This window comes from Nocardia sp. CA-290969 (assembly GCF_050936135.1).
GTDB lineage: Bacteria > Actinomycetota > Actinomycetes > Mycobacteriales > Mycobacteriaceae > Nocardia.
Genome location: NZ_JBNJNJ010000001.1, coordinates 181,130 through 202,842 on the forward strand (window position 1 = coordinate 181,130; position 21,713 = coordinate 202,842).

A 21,713-nucleotide genomic window follows, 5' to 3' on the forward strand; every position below is an offset into this window, starting at 1 on the left:
TTCACCCGGCCCCGCACCGGCCCGGCACCGGCGTCCCGCCGAGCCGGGTGAATACCTACTTCCAGAAACTGGTTTTTCACTGTCTCACAAGGAGATTCGATGATTTCGGCAATTGAGATCCGGGATCTGCACAAGCACTTCGGGCAGGTCCGTGCACTCGACGGCCTCGACCTGCAGGTCGCCGAAGGCGAGGTGCACGGATTCCTCGGGCCCAACGGCGCCGGGAAATCCACGACCATCCGGATCCTGCTCGGGCTGCTGGCCCGCACCTCCGGGGAAGTCCGGATGCTGAACCGCGATCCGTGGGCGGACGCGGTCGCGCTGCATCGTGAAATCGCTTACGTACCCGGCGATGTGACGCTGTGGCCGTCACTGAGCGGCGGCGAGACCATCGATCTGCTCGCGACGATGCGCGGCGGCCTCGACACCGCGCGGCGAGCCGAGCTGATCGAGCGGTTCGAGCTCGACCCGCGCAAGAAGGCCCGCACGTATTCCAAGGGCAACCGGCAGAAGGTCGCGCTCATCTCCGCGTTCTCCTCGCATGCCCGGTTGCTGCTGCTCGACGAGCCCACCTCGGGTCTCGACCCGCTGATGGAGCAGGTATTCCGCGAATGCGTCGCCGAGGCGGCCGACCGCGGTGCCACCGTCCTGTTGTCCAGCCATATCTTGTCCGAGGTGGAGGCGCTGTGCCGGCGGGTCACCATCATCCGGTCCGGGCGCACGGTGGAAAGCGGCACGCTGGACTCGATGCGGCATCTGAGCCGCACCTCCATCACCGCCGAGCTGACCGGTGATCCGGGCGATATCGCGGCGCTGCCCGGCGTGGCCGATGTGAGCCTCGACAAGAACACCCTGCGCTGCCAGGTGGACGGCGAGCACCTCGCCGAACTGATCCGGATCCTCGGCGATACCGGGGTGCGCAGCCTGATCAGCCGGCCGCCGACCCTGGAGGAACTGTTCATGCGGCACTACTCGGTGAACGGCCGGGAGGCCGGCGAGCTGCAGGAGGTCCGGAAATGACGACGGCGGTGGCCGGGGCCCGGCACAGTTCATTCGACACCACCTCGGCGGGCACCGATTTCACGGGTACGCTCCGGCTGCTGCGGTTGTACCTGCGGCGCGACCGGATCGTGGCGCCGCTGTGGATCCTGCTGCTCTCCGTGCCGCTGGGTTCGGTCTATGTGGCCAGTATCGAATCGGTGTATCCGACCGCGGCCGATCGGGTCTCATTCGCTGCCACGATCCTCGCCAGTCCGGCGCAGCTGGCGATGTACGGCCCGGTCTACAACACCTCCATCGGTGCCGTGGGCATCTGGAAAGCCGGGATGTTCCACACTTTGATCGCGGTGGCCACCATCCTCACGGTGATCCGGCATACCCGGGCCGAGGAGGAATCGGGGCGTACCGAAGTGCTGGCCGCCACGTCGGTGGGCCGGTACGCGAGCCTGGCGGCCGCACTACTGCTGGCGCTCGGCGGGGCCCTGCTGGCCGGCCTGATCGGTGCGGGCAGCCTCACCGCCACCGGTGTTCCGGCGGGCGGCTCGCTGGCCTTCGGGCTCGCGCTTGCCGGGTCGGGCATGGTGTTCGCGGCGGTGGCCGCGGTGACCGCGCAGGTCTGCACGGGTGCCCGCCTGGCCCGCGGACTGGCCTTCGCGACCCTCGCGGTGACCTTCACCCTGCGCGCCGTGGGTGACGCACAGGCCGGTGACGGGCCGGTCAACCCGCTGACCTGGTTGTCGCCGCAGGGCTGGTCGCTGCAGGTCCGGCCCTATGCGGGCGACCGCTGGTGGGTGCTGCTGCTGCACCTGGTGCTGCTGGCGGTGCTGATCGCCGTCTCGTTCGCGCTGCTGCGCCGTCGCGATGTCGGTGCGGGACTGCTCGCCGAGCGGCTCGGCCCCGCGGCGGCCGGGCCCGCGCTCACCGGGCCGTTCGGCCTGGCCGTGCGGTTGCAGCGGGGCGCGCTGCTGGCGTGGGCGGTCGGGGTCGGCTTGTACGGCCTGGTGATCGGGAGCGTCGTCAACGGGATCGGTGACAGTTTCGGCAGCAACGAAACCCTGCGCGACCTGATCACCCGGATGGGCGGTACCGAATCGCTCGAGGATTCGTTCGTCAGCTACGCGTTCACCATGCTGGGTATCGCGGGTGCGGCATACGCGGTCTCGGCGGCATTGCGGATGTTCGGCGAGGAGAACGGCCACCATGCCGAATCGGTGCTGGCCGGTGCCGTCGGCCGGATCCGCTGGGTGACCTCGCATCTGGTGTTCGCCCTCGGCGGTCCGGTGGTGATCATGCTGATCGCCGGCCTGCTGGGTGGGCTCGCCTACGGGATCGCGGCCGGCGATATCGGCGGCACCCTGCCCGGAATGCTGGCCGCCGCCCTGGTGCAGTTGCCCGCGATCTGGCTGTTCGCCGCTATCACGGTCGCACTGTTCGGACTGGTTCCGCGTTGGACACCGATGGCGTGGGGGCTGCTGGTCGCCGCGATCGCGGTCTTCCTGCTCGGCTCCCTCTCCGGTGCCCCGCAGTGGTTGCGGAATCTGGAACCGTTCAGTCACGCACCCAAGGTGCCGGGTATGGAGTACACCGCGACTCCCAGCCTCCTGGTCACGGCCCTCGCGATAGTGCTACTGGTCGCGGGGCTGGCGGGTATGCGAGGCCGGGACGTGCGCTGACCCCCTCTGGGGAGATGCTCACGGCGGTGTGCCCCGATCCTCGTGACCGGGGCACACCGCCGTTGCCGTCCGGCTGCGGGCATACCGCGTCCCTCCCTGCGGTGCGGGGTAGGCGGCGGGCCCGAACCGGGCCGTATCCACTCTCTCGGACAGACTCACGGGTGCGGCACGGCCTGCGCGCCGATCTCGTCGCCGACAGATCGGCGTGCTTCCGCCCACCTGGCGCTGGTTACAGGTCGTAGCTGTCGGCCGGGACGGCTGCCGTGCCGGCGATCGCTCGCGGTTCCGGGCGGCCGGATCAGACCCAGGTGCCCTTGCCGACAGTGACCACGCCGCCGTTGCTGATGGCGAACCGGCCGCGGTCGCGTTCGGAATCCACGCCGATGATCTCCCCTTCCGACACCATGACGTTCTTGTCCAGGATCGCGCGCCGCACCACCGCTCCCCGGCCGATCCGCACGCCGGGCATCAGCACGCTGCCCTCGACCGTGGCGCCCTCGTCCACCATGACGTTCGCGCTGAGCACCGAATTGCGGACGGTCGCCGCCGACAGGATGCTGCCCGCCCCGACAATGGATTCCTGGGCCAGCCCGCCGCGCGCGAATTTCGCGGGCGGCAGGTTCTCGGCGGCACCGCGGATGGGCCAGTGCCGGTTGTAGAGGTTGAACACGGGGTTCACCGACACCAGATCCATATGCGCCTCGTAGAAGGCGTCGATGGTGCCGACATCGCGCCAGTAGCCGCGGTCGCGATCGGTGGCCCCGGGCACGTCGTTGTCGGCGAAATCGTAGACCGCGGCCTGGCCCGCGGCGACCAGGCCCGGAATGATGTCGCCGCCCATATCGTGATCGGAATCGGAATTCTCGGCATCGGCCTTGATCGAATCCACCAGCACCTTGGTGGTGAACACATAATTGCCCATCGAGGCGAAAGTCGAATTCGGATCATCCGGGATACCCGGTGGATGCGCCGGCTTCTCCAGGAATCCGACGATACGCCCGGACTCGTCGGAATCGATACAACCGAACGCGCCTGCTTCGCTGCGCGGGACCCGGATACCGGCGACCGTGACCCCGGCCCCGGAATCGATATGGCCGGCCACCATCTGCTCGGGATCCATCCGGTAGACGTGATCGGCGCCGAACACCACGATGTAGTCGGGATCCTCGTCGTAGATGAGATTCAGCGACTGCATGATCGCGTCCGCGCTGCCGGTGTACCAGCGCGGGCCGAGCCGCTGCTGGGCCGGCACCGGGGTGATGTATTCACCGCCGAAACCGGACAACCGCCAGGTCTGCGAGATATGCCGGTCCAGCGAATGGGATTTGTACTGGGTGAGGACACAGATCCGGAGGAAACCGGCATTGACGAGATTGCTCAGGACGAAGTCGATGAGGCGGTAGGCACCGCCGAACGGGACGGCCGGCTTGGCGCGGTCGGCAGTCAGGGGAAAGAGTCGCTTGCCCTCGCCACCGGCGAGCACGATTCCGAGTACGTGCGGCTGGCTCCTCACAATGCCAAACCTACCGAACCAGGTGGTCGCGGGGCATCGACCGCGGCGGGCGCCGCGATTGTGCCGCTCGGTGGTCGCGGATGCCCGACTGTTCGGCGGCCACCGTGAGGACGCCCTCCGGCGGCTACCGTGAAGCCGTGAGTTTCGGTTCCAGCGGTGCGGCAGGCGATCCGCTACGGGTGGCCATGCTGACCCGAGAGTATCCCCCCGAGGTGTACGGCGGGGCGGGCGTCCACGTCACCGAACTGGTGGCCCGGTTGCGCCGGATGAGCACCGTGACCGTGCACTGTATGGGCGTGCCGCGACCGGACGCCCGGGTACACGACGCGGATCCGGCGCTCGCGGAGGCCAACCCGGCGCTGCGGATGATGTCGGCGCAGCTGCGGATGGCCGATGCCGCCGGATCGGTGGATGTGGTGCATTCGCACACCTGGTACGCCGGTCTGGCCGGGCATCTCGCGGCGACGCTGTACGGGATTCCGCATATCGTCACGACCCATTCGCTGGAACCGCGCCGGCCCTGGAAAGCCGAACAACTCGGCGGCGGATATCGGCTCTCGTCCTGGTCGGAACGCAACGCGCTGGAACACGCCGACGCGGTGATCGCGGTGAGCGACTGGATGCGCCGTGATGTGCTCGATGCCTACCCGGCCCTCGACGCCGCCCGGGTGCACGTGGTCCGCAACGGGATCGACGCGGACGTGTGGTGCCCCGGCCCGCCGGCGCCGGGCAGCCGCCGGATCCTGGACGAACTGGGGGTGCGGGCCGACCGGCCGCTGGCGGTGTTCGTCGGGCGGATCACCCGGCAGAAGGGGGTCGGGCATCTGCTGGCGGCCGCGCGGGAGATCGACCCGGATATCCAGCTGGTGTTGTGCGCCGGCGCCCCGGACACGCCGCAGCTGGAGGCCGAGGTCGCGGCGGCGGTCGCCGGACTGCACCGCCGCCGGGACAACGTGTTCTGGGTGCGCGAGATGCTGCCCACCGAGCAGATCCGCCAGCTGCTGGCCGCCGCCACGGTCTTCGTCTGCCCGTCGGTCTACGAACCGCTCGGAATCGTCAATCTGGAGGCGATGGCCTGCGCCACGGCCGTGATCGCCTCCGATGTCGGCGGTATTCCCGAGGTGGTCGCCGACGGCGCCACCGGGCGGCTGGTGCATTTCGACGCGGGCGAGACCGCCGCCTACGAGCATGCCCTGGCCGCCGCCGTCAACGAGCTCGCCGGTGACCCGGGGCGCGCGGCCGAACTCGGGGCTGCGGGCCGCGAGCGCGCGCGGGCGGAATTCGACTGGTACGGGATTGCCGAACAGACCCTCGGCGTCTACCGCACCGTGGCGAAACCTTGAGCGCACCGAACCGCCGAACGCGCTTGTCCACAGTCGCGGGGTCACCTCGATCCGCAAGCTCCGGGTCAGGCGGAGGAGGGCCCGGAGGTGATATCGCCCGCTAACGGGGCCACCGCCCCGATGATCTCGCCGACCGTCTCGTCGTCTACCCCGGCCGCGGTGAGCGAATCGGTCAGATGCCCGGCCACCAGGTTGAAGTGGTGCATGGTGATGCCGCGGCCCTGGTGCACCTGTTTCATCGGCGCGCCGGTGTAGGGGTCGGGGCCGCCGAGTGCCGCGGCGAAGAACTCGACCTGTTTACCGCGCAGCCGGGACATATTCGTCCCGGTGAAGAACCCGGCGAGTTCTTCGTCGGCGAGGACTCGGGTGTAGAAATCGGCGACTACGGCTTCCAATGCCTCGTATCCGCCGATCCGGTCGAAAATCGTGGTGGGGGTGGTCGTTGTTTTCCTGCCGAATGTCGGTATCCGCATGCAATAAGCACATCAGGCCGGCGTTACCCGGCGATCAGGCGCACGTCCCGAGTGGATTGCCTTGGGTAGCAGTGTGATTGCATGGATCTCACCGCGCCTCACCCGTCGCGGTGAGATCCGGCTCCGGGGTCCGCGGCATAGGTGCTCACCGTGACCGATGCCGTCACCTCGAAAGGCTCCGGTAGCTCGGCGCCGGTTGCCGCGGTGTGGTGCGCGGACGGGCCCATCGCCACGAGGTGGGCGATATCGCCGCGGGTCAGGGTCATCGAATACTCGACCGCGACGGTGTCCAGCCGGGTGAACAGGCCGGCCATTCCCGCGGCGAGGCGCCGCTCTTTGTCGGGGTCGACGGTGACCATGCCGATCGGCTCGATCAGTTCCGCCAGGTGCCGGACGGTCGGCGTCACCACGAGATACCGGCCGCCGGGCACGAGACAACGGGCGACAGCCGCCGGGTTCCGCGGTGCGAAAACCGAGAGCGCCGCGGTCAGCGTGTGGTCTCGCAGCGGGAGGCCGCGCCAGGCATCGGCCACCACGGCCGCGGCCCGGGGATGCGCCCGAGCGCAGCGGCGACCGGCCGGTTTGGCGATATCCAGCGCGACGCCGCGCGCGGCGGGTACCGCGTCCAGAACGCGCGCCAGGTAGTAACCGGTGCCCGCACCGATATCCGCGATCACCTCCGGTGCCGCTGCGACCTGATCGCTCGGTGTCACCGCCGCGGCGGCGTGGGCCAGCGCTGCGGCGATCGGCTCGAAGAATCCGGCACCCTGGAAAGCGGCCCGTGCGTCGAGCATCGCGGCGGTATCGCCGGTCAGCTTGGTGGCGGCGCCCGTGAGCAGGCTGATATAACCCTGCCGCGCGATATCGAAACTGTGCCCGGCCGCGCAATGTAGTACGCGACCCGCGCAAACCAGACCGCGGCCGCATACGGGGCAGCTCAGTACCTCGGCGACCGCGGCCAGCGGCGATTCCTCGGAAATATCGCTAGCTGGTGACACTCTTCAATTCGTCACCCAGTGCCGCGGCTTCGTCGGGCGTGAGTTCTACGACCAGACGCCCGCCACCCTCGAGCGGGACCCGCATAACGATCCCACGACCTTCCTTGGTTGCCTCGAGGGGACCGTCCCCGGTACGGGGCTTCATGGCCGCCATCCTCTGCTCCCTCCAGATCTGCGCGGTATGCTGCGCACTTGCTCGGATCCCCGGTTGTCACCAACCGGGCGGTCCGTCGGTTGAGGCGACGGACCGCACTCGGTCCATTCTTCCCTATCGCAGGAGATGACGGACACTCGACGTCCAAATGTGACCGGTCAGCCGAGGGCGGTGTGCCGGGTATCGACCCAGCATTCGGCCAGGTGGTCGTCCACCATTCCGGTGGCCTGCATCAGCGCGTACGCGGTGGTGGGTCCGACGAAGCGGAAACCCCGCCGCTTCAATTCTTTTGCCAGTGCGGTGGATTCGGGCGTGACCGCGGGAATATCGGCGATCGCGCGCGGGCGCGGGCGCCGCGGCGGAGCGAACGACCAGAGCAGTTCGTCGAGGTCGATATCGAGCTCGCGCGCGACTTTCGCATTCGCGATACACGCGTCGATTTTGGCGCGATTGCGCACAATCCCCGGATCGGCGAGCAGGCGCTCGCGGTCGGCGGCGCCGAATTCGGCGACCTTCTCGATCACGAATCCGGCGAACGCCTCCCGGAACGCGGGACGTTTGCGCAGGATGGTGATCCAGGACAGGCCCGACTGGAAGGCCTCCAGGCACAGCCGCTCGAACAGTGCGTCGTTACCGTGCAGCGGGCGACCCCACTCCTCGTCGTGGTAATCGCGGTAGATCTGCGAATCGACCGACCACGGGCAGCGGACCAGGGTGTCGGTGGCGGTCACGACTTCTCCGGCCCGCCGGTCCGGGCCGCACCGGCGGCGTGCGCCTCGGCGAGCTGAGCCTGCAGTTCGTCGATCCGGGCGGCGAGCCGGGCCAGCGCCCAATCGACCTCACCCGCCTTGTACCCGCGGACGACCTGCTGGAAGCGCAGAGCCCGCACATCGGCGCCGGAGATTCCCTCCACCGGCAGCACGGTCGCGGTGGTGCCCTCGGGAAGCGGCCCCAGCTCCTCCGACCGGCCGAAGAGTGCGCCGGCCAGCAGGAACAACACCGTGGCCACCAAACCCACGATCAGGACGTACAACAGCAGGGTGAGCATGGACCGAGTTTAGGTGCGCCCGCCGACAGCACGCTCAGAGGTGACGGGTGGTATCGATCCCCAGCGACATTCCGGCCAGGCCGCGCCGGCGGATCGCGAGCTTATCGGCGACCGCGCGCAGGGCGACCGCGGACGGGCTGTCCGGATCGCGCAGCACGATGGGCGTGCCCTCGTCACCGGCTTCCCGCAGGGCCTGCTCGATCGGGATCTGGCCGAGCAGCGGCACCTCGGCGCCGACCGCGCGGGTCAACCGGTCGGCGACCGCCTGCCCGCCACCGGAGCCGTACAGCTCCATCCGGGTGCCGTCCGGCAGATCCAGCCAGGACATGTTCTCCACCACGCCGGCGATCCGCTGCCGGGTCTGCAGGGCGATGGCGCCCGCGCGTTCGGCGACCTCGGCGGCAGCGATCTGCGGGGTGGTGACCACCAGGATCTCCGCATTCGGGATCAGCTGGGCGATGGAGATCGCCACATCGCCGGTGCCGGGCGGCAGATCCAGCAGCAGTACGTCCAGATCACCCCAGAACACATCGGCGAGGAACTGCTGGAGCGCGCGGTGCAGCATCGGACCGCGCCACACCACGGGCGTGTTGCCCTTGGTGAACTGCGCGATCGAAATCATCTTCACGTCGTGTGCGACCGGCGGCATGATCATCCGCTCGACCTGGGTGGGCCGGGCATCGGTGCCGAGCATCCGGGGAATGGAGTGCCCGTAGATATCGGCGTCGAGCACACCGACCGAGAGGCCGCGATCGGCGAGCGCGGCGGCGAGGTTCACCGTCACACTCGATTTACCGACCCCGCCCTTACCGGAGGCCACCGCGTACACGCGGGTGAGCGAACCGGGCTGGGCGAACGGGATCACCGGCTCGGCGGAATCGCCGCGCAACTGTTTGCGCAGTTCGGTGCGCTGTTCGTCGCTCATCACATCGAGCTCGACGGATACGGCGCCGACTCCGGCCACATCGGCCACCGCGGTGCTGACGCGCTGGGTGATCTCGGTCCGTAACGGGCATCCGGCGGTGGTCAGGTACACCTCGATGTGCACATTGCTCTCCGGATCGATCCGGATGCTCTTCACCATGCCCAGTTCGGTGATCGGTTTGCGGATCTCCGGGTCGTCGACCTTCGCGAGGGCGCCCCGCACCTCCGCTTCCGTTACCACTGGCATACTGCCGATGGTAGTGCCGTCAGATCTTCGGCAGTTCCGCGGGCCGTGGTGCGACGCCGGTCTTGTAGGACTGCGCCCAGGCCATGACGTTCGCGACATAGGCCATCGAGTTGTTGTAGCGCAGGATGGCCCTGGTCTGCTGGGCGGGATCGGTCATGTCCAGGCCGCCCGAGCAAAGGTACTTACCGGCGGTGAGCGTCGCGTCGTAGTAGTTCTGCGGATCGGAGATGCCGTCGCGGTTGCCGTCCGCGGCGTAGTGGGTCCAGGTCTCCGGGAGGAACTGCATGGGGCCCACCGCGCGGTCGTAGCCGCTGTAACCGTCGAGCGCGCCGCCGTCGGAATCGTGGATGACATTGTTGCCCGCCAGGCTGCCGTCGAGAGCGGGCCCGAACACCGGGGACAGCGCGTTACCGTCGGCATCGGCCTTGCCGTTGTACATATGGGTGGATTCGACGCGCCCGATACCGGCCAGCATCGTCCAGGGCATATTGCAGTCCGGGTTCTCGTCGGCCAGGATCTGCTCGGCATTGATATAGGCGGCCTCGGCGATCCCGGGGATACCCGACCGGGCGACCGGCAGATCGTTGCGGGGGCGGTTCGGGTCGAGCGCGACCGATTTCACCTCGATCGGTGCCTCCGGCGACTGTTTGGCCATGGCGTGCATGACCGTGTCGTCGAACGAAGCCGGTGCCATCGCCTGCGCCGGCGCGGCTCCCGCGGGCTGCATATGCAATTCCACCGACGCCGCGGTGGGGTCGGTGGCGATGGCCGCCGCGGCATTGGTGGCCACGACCCCGGCGGGTACCAAACCGGTGAGTGCGATGACCGAATTCCGGGTAACGCTGGCAGGTTGTTGTTTACGGTGACGCCCCACGTGCTCAAAGCCCTTCATCTCAACCACAAGCCTGCGGTCGCGTCCGGTTGTTGCCCGGCCGTGACCTTCGCCGTCGAGAATACCGCATCCGAGACCAGTTCGTTACTACCCCGTGACCATTGTTTCGGCGCAGATGGGAAAGGGCAAAGGCCCGCCGCCCCTTGGGAAGCCGTCCACAGCTCGCCCGAGGGGCAGCCACGCGGCGCGGCAATCGGCGTCGTGCGCCACGGATGCCGCCCGGGTATGGAAGGCCGAATCCGGCCGTGCTCCCGCCCCTGCCGCGCGCCCGGGTATCTCGCTCATCGGGTGCCGGGACGCGCCCCGTTCGGTGGGGCTGTCCGTGGAGCGGGTGTGAACTCGGCGCGGCGAGGGTGCAGTACTGCCGGCCGATCGTCGGATCAAGCGGGTGGCGCGGGGGCGGGCGCGGCCGGCGCGGAAGCCGGATCGCCCGGCGGTGCGGGTGCCGCACCGGGCGGCGGCGCGGGCACCGCGTCGGGCGGTGGTGGCGGCCCGGGGACCAGGGCTATCGGCAATTGGACGACCAGCCCGCCCGGCAAGGTGATCGTCGGCGGCGGTGGCGGGGCCGGCGGTGGGGCCGGCTGCGGCGGGTTCGCCTGTGGTGCGGCGCCTTCCGGCGCCGGGGCGGCGGGTGCACCGGGTGCGGGTGCGTTCTCCGGGGGCCCGGCGGGTGTGCCCGGAGCGGGCATACCGTGCGGCGCCGGCCCCGGTTCCGGAAGGGCCTGGCCGGCTTTCGGCGATCCCGGGGCGGGCGGGCACAGCAGCCCGCAGGGAATCGGGGGCAGGCCGGGAATGCGGATCATCGGGTCGGGGCGGGGGATGCGCACGGTGAGTTCGGGCGGGGGCGGGGGCACTGCGGTATCGGACTGTGCCGCAAGCAGATCCGGGGATCCCGGTGGCAGGCCCGTGGGCGAGCTTCCGGGTGGGACCAGGCCGGGGGAGGGGATCACCGGCGCGGCCCGGCCGCCGGTGCGGTAGGCCGCGGACCAGCTCAGCACATTGGCCGCGTAGGTCATCGAGTTGTTGTAGCGCAGGACGGCCCGCAATTCCTGTTGCGGGTCACGCAGGTTCAGCCCGCCCGAACACAGGTACTTGCCGGCCGCCAGGGCGGCGTCGAAGACATTGTGCGGATCGGCGTGCCCGTCGGCGTTCCCGTCGGCGGCGTAGTGCGACCAGGTGCCGGGCAGGAACTGCATGGGCCCCAGTGCGCGGACGTAGCCGCCGTCGGTGGACCGGATCACCTCGTTGCCGGGCAGGGTGCCGTCCAGTGCCGGGCCGAAGATGGGCGGGCTCGTGGTGCCGGCGGCGTCGGTGCGGCCGTTGTTCGCATGCCCGGATTCGATCCGGCCGATCCCGGCGAGCAGGTTCCAGGTGACCCCGCAGCCCGGCGCCGAGGATTGCAGGGCGAGTTCGGCGTTGCGATAGGCGGCCAGCACGATCTCCGGGATGCCCAGGGCACCGCCGCCGCGGGGCAGTGTGATGCTCTGTAACGGAACGGTACCGGCGAACGGCGCGGCGGCCGGGCTCAGCGCCCGCAGCTTGCGCGGCGCCGTGGGCTCGACCGGCAGCATTCCGAGTGTCTGGGTCAGTGGTGCCTCGGCGTCGTCGGCGGTGGTGGTGAGGCGTCCGGCGTCGGTGGCGAGTCTTGCTCCGGGAGCTTGCGGCGGGGTCGACGACAAGGTGGTGTGGGCTGCCGAACCACCGGCGACCAGGCCCGCCATGACCAGAGCCGACATTGCCACAGGGGTAGGTATCCGCATTCGGCTCCACCGTTCCTCTATGTCACAGGTGAGCGACCGTCTCGGACATTCCCGGATGGCGCGCTCGGGACAACGTGATCCAGGTTACCTACCGGTCAGGAGCATATTGCGGATTTCCGGTCATTCCTCGGCGATTGGCGGTGAAACCGAGCCTGTGACCGGCTTGTGACCGGAGGTTTTCTTGCGTTTCGGCTTGGTAGCTTTGTCCGGGCCGCGCGTCGGCCCGACCCCCGCCGCGGATTCGATCCGCTCGAGCGTGTCCCGGATTTCGTCCAGTTCGCGGCGCAGATAGTCCCGGGTGGCCACCTCGCCCACGGCCAGACGCAGCGCCGCCAGCTCGCGCGCGAGGAACTCGGTATCCGCCTTCGTCTGCGCCGCCCGCAGCCGGTCTTCCTCGAGCGATACCCGGTCCCGGTTGTCCTGCCGGTTCTGCGCCAGCAGGATCAGCGGCGCGGCATAGGCGGCCTGGGTGGAGAACGCCAGGTTCAGCAGGATGAACGGATACGGGTCCCAGCGCAGCGCGATCACGAAAACGTTCAGCACGATCCAGACGATCACCACCACCGTCTGCAACGCGAGATACCGTCCGGTGCCCAGGAACCGGGCGATCCGTTCGCTCCCGCGGGCCAGCGCCTCGGCGTCCCAGTCGAACCGGAAACGGGATTCGACCGGCGTCTCCAACCGCTGCCGCGCGTTGGACACCGCCCGGCTCGCCGTGCTCTTGTCGGTCACGGTCGCGCACCTTCGTACAGTTGTTCGTCCTCACGCCAATCGGGCGGGAGCAGATGGTCGAGCACATCGTCGACGCTCACGGCGCCCAGCAGATGGTTCTGTTCGTCGACCACCGGTCCGCACACCAGGTTGTAGGTGGCGAAATACCGCGTCACCGCGGCGAGCGGCATCTCCGGCCGCAGCATTGCCAGATCGGTGTCCAGGATCCCGCCCACCAGATGCGCCGGCGGTTCCCGCAGCAGCTGTTGCAGATGGACACAACCCAGGTAGCGCCCGGTGGGGGTGGCCGTCGGCGGCCGCACCACGAAAACCATCGATGCCAGGGCGGGCGTCAGATCGGGGTCGCGCACCCGGGCCAGCGCCTCCGCCACCGTGGTCGACGGGGTCAGTACCACCGGTTCCGGCGTCATCAGGCCGCCCGCCGTATCCGGGGAATGTTCGAGCAGGCGGCGCACCGGCTCGGACTCCTGCGGATCCATCAGGGTCAGCAGGGATTCCGCCTCGTTCTCCGGTAGGCCGCCGAGCAGATCGGCGGCGTCATCGGGATCCATCGCCTCGAGGACATCGGCCGCGCGGGTCATATCCAGCTGGCCCAGCAGTTCCAGTTGGTCGTCACCAGAAAGTTCCTGCACGACATCGGCGAGCCGTTCGTCGTCGAGGGCGACCGCCACCTCCAGACGCCGTTTGGCGGGCAGTTCGCGCAGCATATGCGCGACGTCCGCGGCGCGCCGGCTCTCGAACTGTTCCAGCAGGGTGCTCACGTCCTGACCCGGCCGGTCCAGTTCGTAGGGTGTGAGCCCGTCCACCTGTGCCCAATCCACCACATGCACGGTGCGGCGCCGGCCCAGCCGGCGATGCCCGCGGACCGCCACCCGGGTGACCCGCCAGTCCCGGGTCCGGGTCAGCGCGATACCGAGATCCACCACGAACACATCGACGCCCGCGAGATCGGGCAGATCCGGATCGTTCACCCGGACCGTGGAGTCCACGATCTCCGCCATCGCCAGTAGTTCGCCGGGACGTTGCGCGAACCGGCGCAGACTCACATTTCCGGTGTTGAGGGTGACCGATCCGGGTTCGATGGTGGTCACCCGCAGCATCGGGACGAAGATGCGGCGCCGGGTCGGCAACTCCACCACCAGTCCGTGGACGCGCGGTTCCTGCCGGTCGTACCGGACGGCCACCACCACGTCCCGGATGCGGCCGATAGACTCGCCGTCCGGCCCCAGCACCGCCAGGCCCGTCAGCCTGGCGATATACACCCTGGTAGCTGCCATGACTGCCAGGCTAGATGTTCCGGGGCCGGACCGGGCCGACCCCAGGAGTGTTGATGAAGCCGCGCCGTTCCGTGCTCGCCGTGCCGGGCAGCAACCCGAAAATGATCGCCAAGGCCAAAGGGCTGCCGGTCGACGAGGTTTTTCTGGATCTCGAAGACGCTGTCGCCCCGGGCGCCAAGGCCGCCGCCCGCGCCAATATCGTCGCCGCCCTCAACGATTCGGGCTGGGGTGAGCAACTGCGGGTGGTCCGGGTGAACGACTGGACCACCCAGTGGACCTACGCCGATGTCATCTCGGTGGTCGACGGCGCCGGCACCGCGCTCGACGCGATCCTGCTGCCCAAGGTCACCGACGCGGGCCAGGTGCGGGCGCTCGATCTGCTGCTGAGCCAGTTGGAGCGTGCCAACGGGATCGAACCCGGCCGGATCGGGATCGAGCCGCAGATCGAGAACGCGCTCGGGTTGCGCAATATCGACGAAATCGCGACCGCCAGTCCGCGCGTGCAGACCCTGGTTTTCGGGCCCGCCGATTTCATGGCCAGTATCAATATGCGCACCCTCGTGGTCGGCGAACAGCCCGAAGGCTACGACACCGGCGACGCGTACCACCACATCCTGATGACCATTCTGCTCACTGCCCGCGCCCACGGTCTGCAGGCGATCGACGGCCCGTACCTGCAGATCCGCGATATCGACGGATTCCGCCGCGCCGCGGGCCGCACCGCGGCACTGGGTTTCGACGGCAAATGGGTACTGCACCCGAGCCAGGTCGACGCCGCCAACGAGATATTCAGTCCCCGGCAATCGGATTACGACCACGCAGAAATGATCCTGGACGCCTACGCCTATCACACCTCTACCGAGGGCGGCGCGCGCGGCGCGGTGATGCTGGGCGACGAAATGATCGACGAGGCCAGCGCGAAAATGGCCGCGGTCGTCGCGGAAAAGGGCCGCGCCGCCGGAATGAAACGCACCACCACCTTCACGCCCCCGGCCTGATCTCCACCCGGCCACCGGAAACGGCACAATAGAACCATGACGAATCCCCTTGGGAGCTCGAATCGGGGTAGACAGGGTCTGCCCACGCCGCCTTCGGGCTGGCCGGTCGGTTCGTATCCGACCTATGCCGAGGCGCAGCGTGCCGTCGATTATCTGGCGGACAATCAGTTCCCGGTGCAGAACGTGACCATCGTCGGTGTCGATCTGATGCAGGTCGAGCGGGTGCTGTACCGGCTGAACTGGGGCAAGGTGATCGGCGGAGGCGTGGTGTCGGGGGCGTGGCTGGGCCTGTTCCTCGGTCTGCTGCTGAGTTTGTTCACGACCAACGGAATGGCCGGCCCGCTGCTGGTGGGCCTGGTGGGCGGCATTATTTTCGGCGTCATCTCCACCACGATTCCGTATGCCGCGACCCGCGGGCAGCGGGATTTCGCGTCGACCATGCAGTTGGTCGCCGGGCGTTACGACGTGCTGTGCGATCCGAAAACCGCCGAGCAGGCCCGCGATATGCTCGCCCGGCTGGCCATCTAGCGGATGGATGTGAGCGAGCGGGTGCGCGCCGCCGTGGTGCGCCATTTCGAGGTGGACGCGGCCGCGGTGGATACCGCCTCGGTGACCTTTCTAGGCCTGGAACCGATCGAGATCCTGCGGATCCCCGGCGACGGGGTGGTGCACTACGCGACCGTCGGCGGGTCACGACATCCGATGGGCGATCCGTCGGCGGTACTGGCCGATCCGGTGCGCGGGCCCCGCGCGGAATTGGTGCTCACGCTGCGGACCGGGTCCGGAAGTGGTGCGGGAGTTGCCCGGTCGCTGGGCGTGCTGGCCGCCTCGCCCGCGGTGGAGGGCGTGGTCCTGCAGGCCGACGCACTACTGGATCTCGGCGAACCGCTCTGGCGGGACGCCCCCTTCACCGCCGTGCTGCTGGGCCCCGGGGAGATACCCGAGGTCGACCTGCCCGAGCCCGCCGAACCGGTGCACTATTTCGCGGTGACCCCCGTGACGGCGACCGAGGCCGCGTGGGTGCGGGTACGTGGTGCACAGGCATTACGGGACGCCTGGAACGAGGCCGGGATAGACGTTCTCGACCCGGGCCGCGGCGCGGCCGCACTGTAATTTGGTGCCGACTCCGTCGGCACGTGGTTTTGGCCCCCTTGGTCCCTGCTGTCAGCACTCGACACTCGCGGCTGCGCCGCATCGCATCGAGCACTGACAGCAGGGACGGGCCAAAACCTCTCGGGGCCTCGTAAGACTCGGCACCGCCGGGGCCGCGTTCGGCGGTCAGAGCCAGTTGTTGCGGCGGAAAAGGGCCAGTAGTGAGCCGCAGACCGTAATGATCACCAGCCATATCACGGGGTAGCCCCAGGTGGTTTTCAGTTCGGGCATGTGCTCGAAATTCATACCGTAGATTCCGGCGATCATGGTCGGGACGGCGGCCACCGCGACCCACGCCGAAATCTTGCGCATATCCGTGTTCTGCTGGACCGTGATCTTGGCGAGCGCGGCATTGATGAGCGAGCTGAGTGCTTCGTCGAAATCGGTGATGCGTTCGGCGACCGCGGTGTGATGGTCGGCGACATCGCGAAGATAGCGGCGGACCTCCGCGTCCAGCGGTAGTTCTTTGTTCTGCACCAGCGTTTGCAGCGGGAGCGCCAGCGGATTCACGGCCCGCCGCAGTTCCACCACTTCGCGCTTCAGCTGGTAGATGGATTCGACCGTCACCGGGGAACGCGGGGTGAAGATTTCCTCTTCCATCGCGTCGATATCGAATTCCACCGATTGCACGACCTCGATATAGGAATCGACCACATGGTCGGCGATCGCGTGCAGTACCGAGCCGGGTCCGAGGCGCAACCGGCCGGGGTCGGATTCCAGGCCGCGCCGCACCACCGACAGTGGCGCATGTTCGCCGTGCCGGACCGCGATCACGAAATCCGGTGCGACGAAGATCATCAGTTCGCCCGTTTCCACGATTTCGCTGACGCTGTGCAGTTCGTGTTCCCGGTAGGCGACAGTGCGCATCACCACGACCAGGGTGTCGTCGTAGCGTTCCAGTTTCGGTCGCTGATGTGCCTGCACCGCGTCCTCGACCGCCAGTTCGTGCAGGCCGAACGTTTCGGCGATCTCGGCCATCTGTGCCGCATCGGGGTCGTGCAGGCCGAGCCAGACGAATCCGCCGTGTTCCCGCGCGGCGCTCAGCGCGCTCTTGTGCGTATACCGGCCGGGTAGCCGCTCGCCGTCCACGTACACGGCGCAGTCCACGACCGCGCGGGCCGTGGGCACCCGGATATACGGGGCGGAAGCCGGTCGCCGCGTCCGCCCCGGACTGTGGAACGGCAGCGGCAGGGAAGGCACGCGTCGATGCTAGCCCGCCCGTGCGAACAGCACGCCGGACCCGCACTGACAGACTGGACGGCGTGCGCATCGACCTGCATACCCACACCACCGCTTCCGACGGCACCGACACCCCGGCCGAACTGGTGCGGAAGGCGGCCGACGCCGGGCTGGACGTGGTCGCGATCACCGATCACGATACGACCGCCGGCTGGGCCGACGCCGAGGCCGCCCGCCCGGCCGGATTGGCGCTGGTGCGAGGCATGGAGATGTCGTGTGTGGGGCGGGGTGTCGACGGCCGGCCGGTATCGGTGCATCTGCTGGCCTACTTGTTCGACCCCGCCGACCCCGGTTTCGCGGCCGAACGGGAACGTCTGCGCGGTGAGCGGGTGCAGCGGCTGCGCGCGATGGCCGAGCAGATGGCCGCCGACGGGTTACCCGTGGACCCGGACGCCGTTCTCGCTTCGGCCGGCCCGGCCGCGGGCCGCCCGCATCTGGCCCGCGCCCTGGTGGAAGCCGGGGTCGTCCCGAGCGTCGAGGCCGCGTTCGGCCAGTTGCTGGCCGCGAACGGCCCCTACTACGTGGAGAAGGCCGATACGCCCCTGCACCGGGCGGTACAGATGATCAGCGAGGCCGGTGGGGTGAGCGTGCTCGCACACGGCCGGGCCCGCGCACGCGGCCGGCTACTCGATCTGGCGGAGATCCCGGCTCTGGTGCCGCTGGGTCTGGGTGGCCTGGAAATCGATCACCCCGACCACAACGACCACGATCGGGTGGTACTGCGCGACCTGGCCGGTGAATACGGCTTGCTCACCACCGGCTCCTCGGACTACCACGGCGCGAACAAGACCATCGAGCTGGGCACCCGCACCACCGACCCGGTCCAATTCGAGAAACTGGCCGGCCGGGCCACCGGCGTTCCGGTACTCGCCTCATGAAAGTCGTACGCGGACTCAGCGGGACCGTCGCGGCCGGGCTGTTCGTCCTGGCCTGCGTCGTAGTGGGGGCCGCCTTGATCGGCGCCCGCCGGGGGTTCCCCGGCCCCGGCGCCGAATCGGTCGGCGCGCATATCGGGGTCGCGGTGATCGCCCTTGCGGCGCAGATCTATTCGGACCGCAAACGCGGCACCGCATCGCTCGCCGCCGCCGCGCTGATCTTCGGCGCCACGGCGATCCTGCTCTGGACCCAATGGTGGGGGTAGCCTGCGCGAGCCGGCTTCACTGCGTGGTCCGGTACGCGGCGGAGCTGTCTCACCCCGTGTCCGGCCGGTCCGGGAGTTTCCGCTTACGGGAAGGTAATGCCCGCGCCCTACGCTGAGCCCGTGGTGTTCGATACACGATCCGCGGCGCCGGTTTGGCGTTCGTCCCCGGACCTGGCACAATGTTGCGGATTCCCGATCGTTGCCACCGCCGGGTCGGGGATATCGGGCGCTCACCGCCACGCGACGCACCGTCGCGGCCGGAGCCGGGCGCCGATCGAGTTCTGCCGGACCAACCCGTCCGAAATCCACCCGAACCCCTTGTTGCCCGCAACCAGTGCCTCGCCGATCCCGGCCCGAGGTGTCCCGTGGGCATCCGGGTGCCTTGCTTCGCCGGTAAACCGCCTGGTCGAGAAGTTGCGCTCCCCGCAGTGCCGGGGGGAGAGCTCGATATGACGCAGATAACACCGAATACCCGGCGGTAACCGTCCACCGGTTACGACCGCAACCAGCAGGAGTGAAATCGTGTCCTCTGTGACTGACACACCGAACGCCACCGCCAGCAAGAGCGAGGCCGAAGACCTCGCGGCGATCACTCATGAGGAGATCTTCGCCGGTCACCTCGGCGGCAAGCTATCGGTAGAGCTCAGCGCCCCGCTCGAGACCCAGCGCGACCTCTCGATCGCCTACACCCCGGGGGTGGCGCAGGTGAGCCGCGCGATCGCCGAGGACGAGACCCTGGCCAAGCGCTACACCTGGACCGACCGCCTCGTCGTCGTGGTCAGCGACGGCTCCGCGGTGCTCGGCCTCGGTGATATCGGCCCGCGTGCCTCGCTGCCCGTGATGGAAGGTAAATCGGCGCTGTTCAAGAAGTTCGCCGGCCTGGACTCCATTCCGATCGTCCTCGACACCAAGGATGTCGACGAGATCGTGGAAACCCTGGTGCGCCTGCGGCCCAGCTTCGGCGCGGTGAACCTGGAAGACATCTCCGCCCCGCGGTGCTTCGAAATCGAGAAGCGGGTCGTGGAGGCACTGGATTGCCCGGTGATGCACGACGATCAGCACGGCACCGCCATCGTGGTGCTGGCGGCGCTCAACGGCGCGGCCCGGGTGCAGGGCCGGCCCACCTCCGGCCTGAAGGTGGTCGTTTCGGGCGCCGGCGCCGCGGGCGTCGCCTGCACGAACATCCTGCTCGCCGCCGGTGTCGCCGATGTGACGGTGCTGGACTCCAAGGGCATCGTCAGCCGCGACCGCACCGATCTCAACGCCGTCAAAGCCGACCTGGCCCAGCGCACCAACCCACGCGGCCTCACCGGCTCCGCGGCCGACGCGCTCACCGGCGCCGATGTGTTCCTGGGCCTGTCCGCGGGCACCATCGCCGAAGAGCTCATCGCCTCGATGGCACCGGAAGCGATCGTGTTCGCCATGTCCAACCCGGACCCGGAGATCCACCCCGAGGTCGCCCGTAAATACGCCGCGATCGTCGCCACCGGCCGCAGCGATTTCCCGAACCAGATCAACAACGTGCTGGCCTTCCCCGGTGTGTTCAAGGGCGCCCTCGACGCGGGCGCCCGGCGGATCACCGAGGGTATGAAGATCGCCGCCGCCGACGCGATCCTCGGCGTGGTCGCCGACGAACTCGCCGTCGACAAGATCGTGCCCAGCCCCCTGGACCCCAGGGTCGCCCCGGCGGTCGCCGATGCGGTCGCCGCCGCCGCCCGCGCGGAAGGCGTCGCCTGATAGATCGTTCCGCCTTACCCGGGCGGTAACCGCAACTACAGCACCCGGCCGAGACCAATGGCCGGGTGCTGTAGTTTTTGGTGCCGCCTCCGGCGGCACGGGTTTGGCCCCCCTTGGTCCCTGCGACACGGCACTGCCGCGGGGCGCGTTCGGGATGGCTGTGGACAACTTCGTAGTGGTAGTAGTGCGGGGTCGGCTGCCGGGGTGTGGTGGCGCGGTCAGAGCCGGGGCGGGGGCTCGGGTGGGGTGGTGCGGCGGTAGATTTTCGGTGCTGTCCGGTGCCCGGGTAGCGGGTGCGACTCGTGTACGGAAGTGGGTGTTTCGCGGGATGGTGCTGGCGGAATCGGTGCGTGTCGTGGGTCGGGTGCTGGTGCCGGTACTCGCCGTGCTCGCGGTTTCCTGTGGTTCCGGGGAAGCGGCCGATCCGCTGGTGGTGGGGGCGCAGGAATCGGCGCAGTCGCGGGTGCTGGCGGAAATCTATGCGCAGGCGCTCGCGCGGACCGGGGCCGCGGTCCGGGTGGAGCCGGGGCTGGGGGACCGCGCCGAGGTGCTGGCGGCCTTGGGCACGGGGACCGTCGCGGTGGCCGCCGACAACAACGGTGCCCTGCTCGCGGAGTTGAACACGGGGGCGGACGCCGAGACGGTGGAGGCGGTCACCGCGGAGCTGAACGGGTCGCTGCCGCAGGATACGGCCACCTCCGATCCTGCGGACGGGACCGATTTCGAACCGCGGGTGCTGGTCACCACCGCGACCGCGGAACAGCAGGGGATCGGTTCGGTCGAGGATCTGGCCGGCCGGTGTGCCGGGCTGGTCGCGGGGACGGCGGCGGTGCCCGGCCTGCTCGACCTGCCCGCGGTCGCGGGGCGGATCTCGGGGTGTGAGTTCGCGTCGACTCAGCAGTTCACCGATCCCGCCGAGCTGCGCGGGGCACTCCTGGACGGGCGGATCCAGGTGGCGGTGCTGGGCGGTCCGGCCGAATTCCTGCCCGGCGGTACCGGCGGTCTGACGGTCCTGGCCGATTCCGGGGACGCGATCCGTACCGAGAACCCGGTCGCGCTGGTGCGCAAAGGTGTACTGGACGAACGGCAGGCCGAGAAGTTGAACTACGTCGCGGGGGAACTCACCACCGACGAACTGGCGGCGTTGATCTTGCGGGTCCGGGACGAGGGTGCCGGGCCGGCGGACCTGGCGCGGTCCTGGCTGGACGCGCACGGTCTCTAGCCCGGGTTACGATCGGTCCGAAATGCCCGGAATGTTGGTGCGGACTGCGGTGTCGTACCAGATGTCCGGAGTGACCACGGCATGAATCGAGTGCTGTCACCGCGCGCCCTGCGAGGGTCGGCCGGTGGCGGTCGGGTGGTGCGAGCGTGCGGCGCACCGCGACGGATCCATGGGCGGGCGCAGACGGCGCC

The 21,713-nt window shown here is 69.0% G+C and carries 22 protein-coding genes; 10 read left to right on the forward strand and 12 right to left on the reverse strand.

All coding sequences use genetic code 11. The annotated features are described in order from the left end of the window. The first annotated feature begins 99 nt into the window (after positions 1-99). The gene (locus tag ACQEVO_RS01000; protein WP_432907775.1) at positions 100-1,020 is read left to right on the forward strand and encodes an ABC transporter ATP-binding protein; all 921 of its coding nucleotides are present in this window, start codon (positions 100-102) and stop codon (positions 1,018-1,020) included. Beyond that, positions 1,017-2,672: an ABC transporter permease gene (locus tag ACQEVO_RS01005; RefSeq protein ID WP_432907778.1), complete on the forward strand. Its 1,656-nt coding sequence runs from the start codon at positions 1,017-1,019 to the stop codon at positions 2,670-2,672. The genes ACQEVO_RS01000 and ACQEVO_RS01005 overlap by 4 nt, the downstream gene beginning before the upstream one ends. A gap of 298 nt (positions 2,673-2,970) precedes the next feature. On the opposite strand, the gene glgC is transcribed toward ACQEVO_RS01005, so the two are convergent. Then, positions 2,971-4,185 (reverse strand): glucose-1-phosphate adenylyltransferase, encoded by a 1,215-nt coding sequence (gene glgC, locus ACQEVO_RS01010; protein ID WP_432907780.1) that lies wholly within the window; start codon positions 4,183-4,185, stop codon positions 2,971-2,973. A 185-nt stretch (positions 4,186-4,370) separates the two neighbouring features. Between glgC and glgA the strand changes: the two genes are divergently transcribed. Then, complete coding sequence (gene glgA, locus ACQEVO_RS01015) at positions 4,371-5,528, forward strand: glycogen synthase (protein ID WP_432922197.1); 1,158 nt, start codon at positions 4,371-4,373, stop codon at positions 5,526-5,528. 65 nt (positions 5,529-5,593) lie between these two features. Here the strand turns inward: glgA and ACQEVO_RS01020 are convergent, their stop codons facing one another. The 10 genes from ACQEVO_RS01020 to ACQEVO_RS01065 form a co-directional block, all read right to left on the reverse strand. After that, the gene (locus ACQEVO_RS01020) at positions 5,594-6,001 is read right to left on the reverse strand and encodes a group I truncated hemoglobin (protein ID WP_432907782.1); all 408 of its coding nucleotides are present in this window, start codon (positions 5,999-6,001) and stop codon (positions 5,594-5,596) included. 98 nt (positions 6,002-6,099) lie between these two features. After that, a complete protein-coding gene (locus ACQEVO_RS01025; protein WP_432907785.1) occupies positions 6,100-6,999 on the reverse strand; it encodes a putative RNA methyltransferase in 900 nt (299 codons plus the stop codon). After that, positions 6,986-7,153, reverse strand: coding sequence for a DUF3117 domain-containing protein (locus tag ACQEVO_RS01030; RefSeq protein WP_011211259.1), 168 nt, complete (start codon positions 7,151-7,153; stop codon positions 6,986-6,988). The genes ACQEVO_RS01025 and ACQEVO_RS01030 overlap by 14 nt, the downstream gene beginning before the upstream one ends. A gap of 158 nt (positions 7,154-7,311) precedes the next feature. Next, complete coding sequence (locus ACQEVO_RS01035; protein WP_432907790.1) at positions 7,312-7,884, reverse strand: DNA-3-methyladenine glycosylase I; 573 nt, start codon at positions 7,882-7,884, stop codon at positions 7,312-7,314. Next, on the reverse strand, positions 7,881-8,201 hold the full coding sequence (locus ACQEVO_RS01040; protein ID WP_432907793.1) for a DivIVA domain-containing protein: 321 nt from the start codon (positions 8,199-8,201) through the stop codon (positions 7,881-7,883). The genes ACQEVO_RS01035 and ACQEVO_RS01040 overlap by 4 nt, the downstream gene beginning before the upstream one ends. Before the next feature lie 34 nt (positions 8,202-8,235). Further along, positions 8,236-9,372, reverse strand: a complete 1,137-nt coding sequence (locus ACQEVO_RS01045) for an Mrp/NBP35 family ATP-binding protein (protein WP_432907795.1) — start codon at positions 9,370-9,372, stop codon at positions 8,236-8,238. A gap of 19 nt (positions 9,373-9,391) precedes the next feature. Beyond that, positions 9,392-10,246, reverse strand: a complete 855-nt coding sequence (locus ACQEVO_RS01050; RefSeq protein ID WP_432922200.1) for a lytic transglycosylase domain-containing protein — start codon at positions 10,244-10,246, stop codon at positions 9,392-9,394. Positions 10,247-10,644: 398 nt separating this feature from the next. Further along, on the reverse strand, positions 10,645-12,000 hold the full coding sequence (locus ACQEVO_RS01055) for a lytic transglycosylase domain-containing protein (RefSeq protein ID WP_432907798.1): 1,356 nt from the start codon (positions 11,998-12,000) through the stop codon (positions 10,645-10,647). A 144-nt stretch (positions 12,001-12,144) separates the two neighbouring features. Next, the gene (locus ACQEVO_RS01060; protein WP_432907800.1) at positions 12,145-12,756 is read right to left on the reverse strand and encodes a DUF1003 domain-containing protein; all 612 of its coding nucleotides are present in this window, start codon (positions 12,754-12,756) and stop codon (positions 12,145-12,147) included. Continuing rightward, positions 12,753-14,033 (reverse strand): magnesium transporter MgtE N-terminal domain-containing protein, encoded by a 1,281-nt coding sequence (locus ACQEVO_RS01065; protein ID WP_432907803.1) that lies wholly within the window; start codon positions 14,031-14,033, stop codon positions 12,753-12,755. The genes ACQEVO_RS01060 and ACQEVO_RS01065 overlap by 4 nt, the downstream gene beginning before the upstream one ends. 53 nt (positions 14,034-14,086) lie before the next feature. On the opposite strand from ACQEVO_RS01065, the gene ACQEVO_RS01070 reads away from it, so the two are divergent. Genes ACQEVO_RS01070 through ACQEVO_RS01080 form a run of 3 tightly spaced genes read left to right on the forward strand, consistent with a single transcriptional unit; the run spans position 14,087 to position 16,144 of the window. After that, positions 14,087-15,031: an HpcH/HpaI aldolase/citrate lyase family protein gene (locus tag ACQEVO_RS01070; RefSeq protein WP_432907805.1), complete on the forward strand. Its 945-nt coding sequence runs from the start codon at positions 14,087-14,089 to the stop codon at positions 15,029-15,031. Positions 15,032-15,067: 36 nt separating this feature from the next. After that, positions 15,068-15,559: a general stress protein gene (locus ACQEVO_RS01075; RefSeq protein WP_033243303.1), complete on the forward strand. Its 492-nt coding sequence runs from the start codon at positions 15,068-15,070 to the stop codon at positions 15,557-15,559. 3 nt (positions 15,560-15,562) lie between these two features. Continuing rightward, complete coding sequence (locus tag ACQEVO_RS01080) at positions 15,563-16,144, forward strand: suppressor of fused domain protein (RefSeq protein ID WP_432907808.1); 582 nt, start codon at positions 15,563-15,565, stop codon at positions 16,142-16,144. 165 nt (positions 16,145-16,309) lie between these two features. Here the strand turns inward: ACQEVO_RS01080 and ACQEVO_RS01085 are convergent, their stop codons facing one another. Next, positions 16,310-17,383, reverse strand: coding sequence for a magnesium and cobalt transport protein CorA (locus tag ACQEVO_RS01085; RefSeq protein ID WP_432907811.1), 1,074 nt, complete (start codon positions 17,381-17,383; stop codon positions 16,310-16,312). A 62-nt stretch (positions 17,384-17,445) separates the two neighbouring features. Between ACQEVO_RS01085 and ACQEVO_RS01090 the strand changes: the two genes are divergently transcribed. The 4 genes from ACQEVO_RS01090 (at position 17,446) to ACQEVO_RS01105 (ending at position 21,522) form a co-directional block, all read left to right on the forward strand. Next, complete coding sequence (locus tag ACQEVO_RS01090; RefSeq protein ID WP_432907813.1) at positions 17,446-18,300, forward strand: PHP domain-containing protein; 855 nt, start codon at positions 17,446-17,448, stop codon at positions 18,298-18,300. Continuing rightward, positions 18,297-18,563 carry a hypothetical protein gene (locus tag ACQEVO_RS01095; RefSeq protein ID WP_432907816.1) on the forward strand — a complete coding sequence of 89 codons (267 nt, stop codon included), beginning with the start codon at positions 18,297-18,299 and terminating at the stop codon, positions 18,561-18,563. The genes ACQEVO_RS01090 and ACQEVO_RS01095 overlap by 4 nt, the downstream gene beginning before the upstream one ends. A gap of 531 nt (positions 18,564-19,094) precedes the next feature. Next, positions 19,095-20,300 carry an NAD(P)-dependent malic enzyme gene (locus tag ACQEVO_RS01100; RefSeq protein WP_432922203.1) on the forward strand — a complete coding sequence of 402 codons (1,206 nt, stop codon included), beginning with the start codon at positions 19,095-19,097 and terminating at the stop codon, positions 20,298-20,300. Positions 20,301-20,646: 346 nt separating this feature from the next. Next, positions 20,647-21,522, forward strand: a complete 876-nt coding sequence (locus ACQEVO_RS01105) for a glycine betaine ABC transporter substrate-binding protein (RefSeq protein ID WP_432907819.1) — start codon at positions 20,647-20,649, stop codon at positions 21,520-21,522. Positions 21,523-21,713 lie beyond the last annotated feature (191 nt).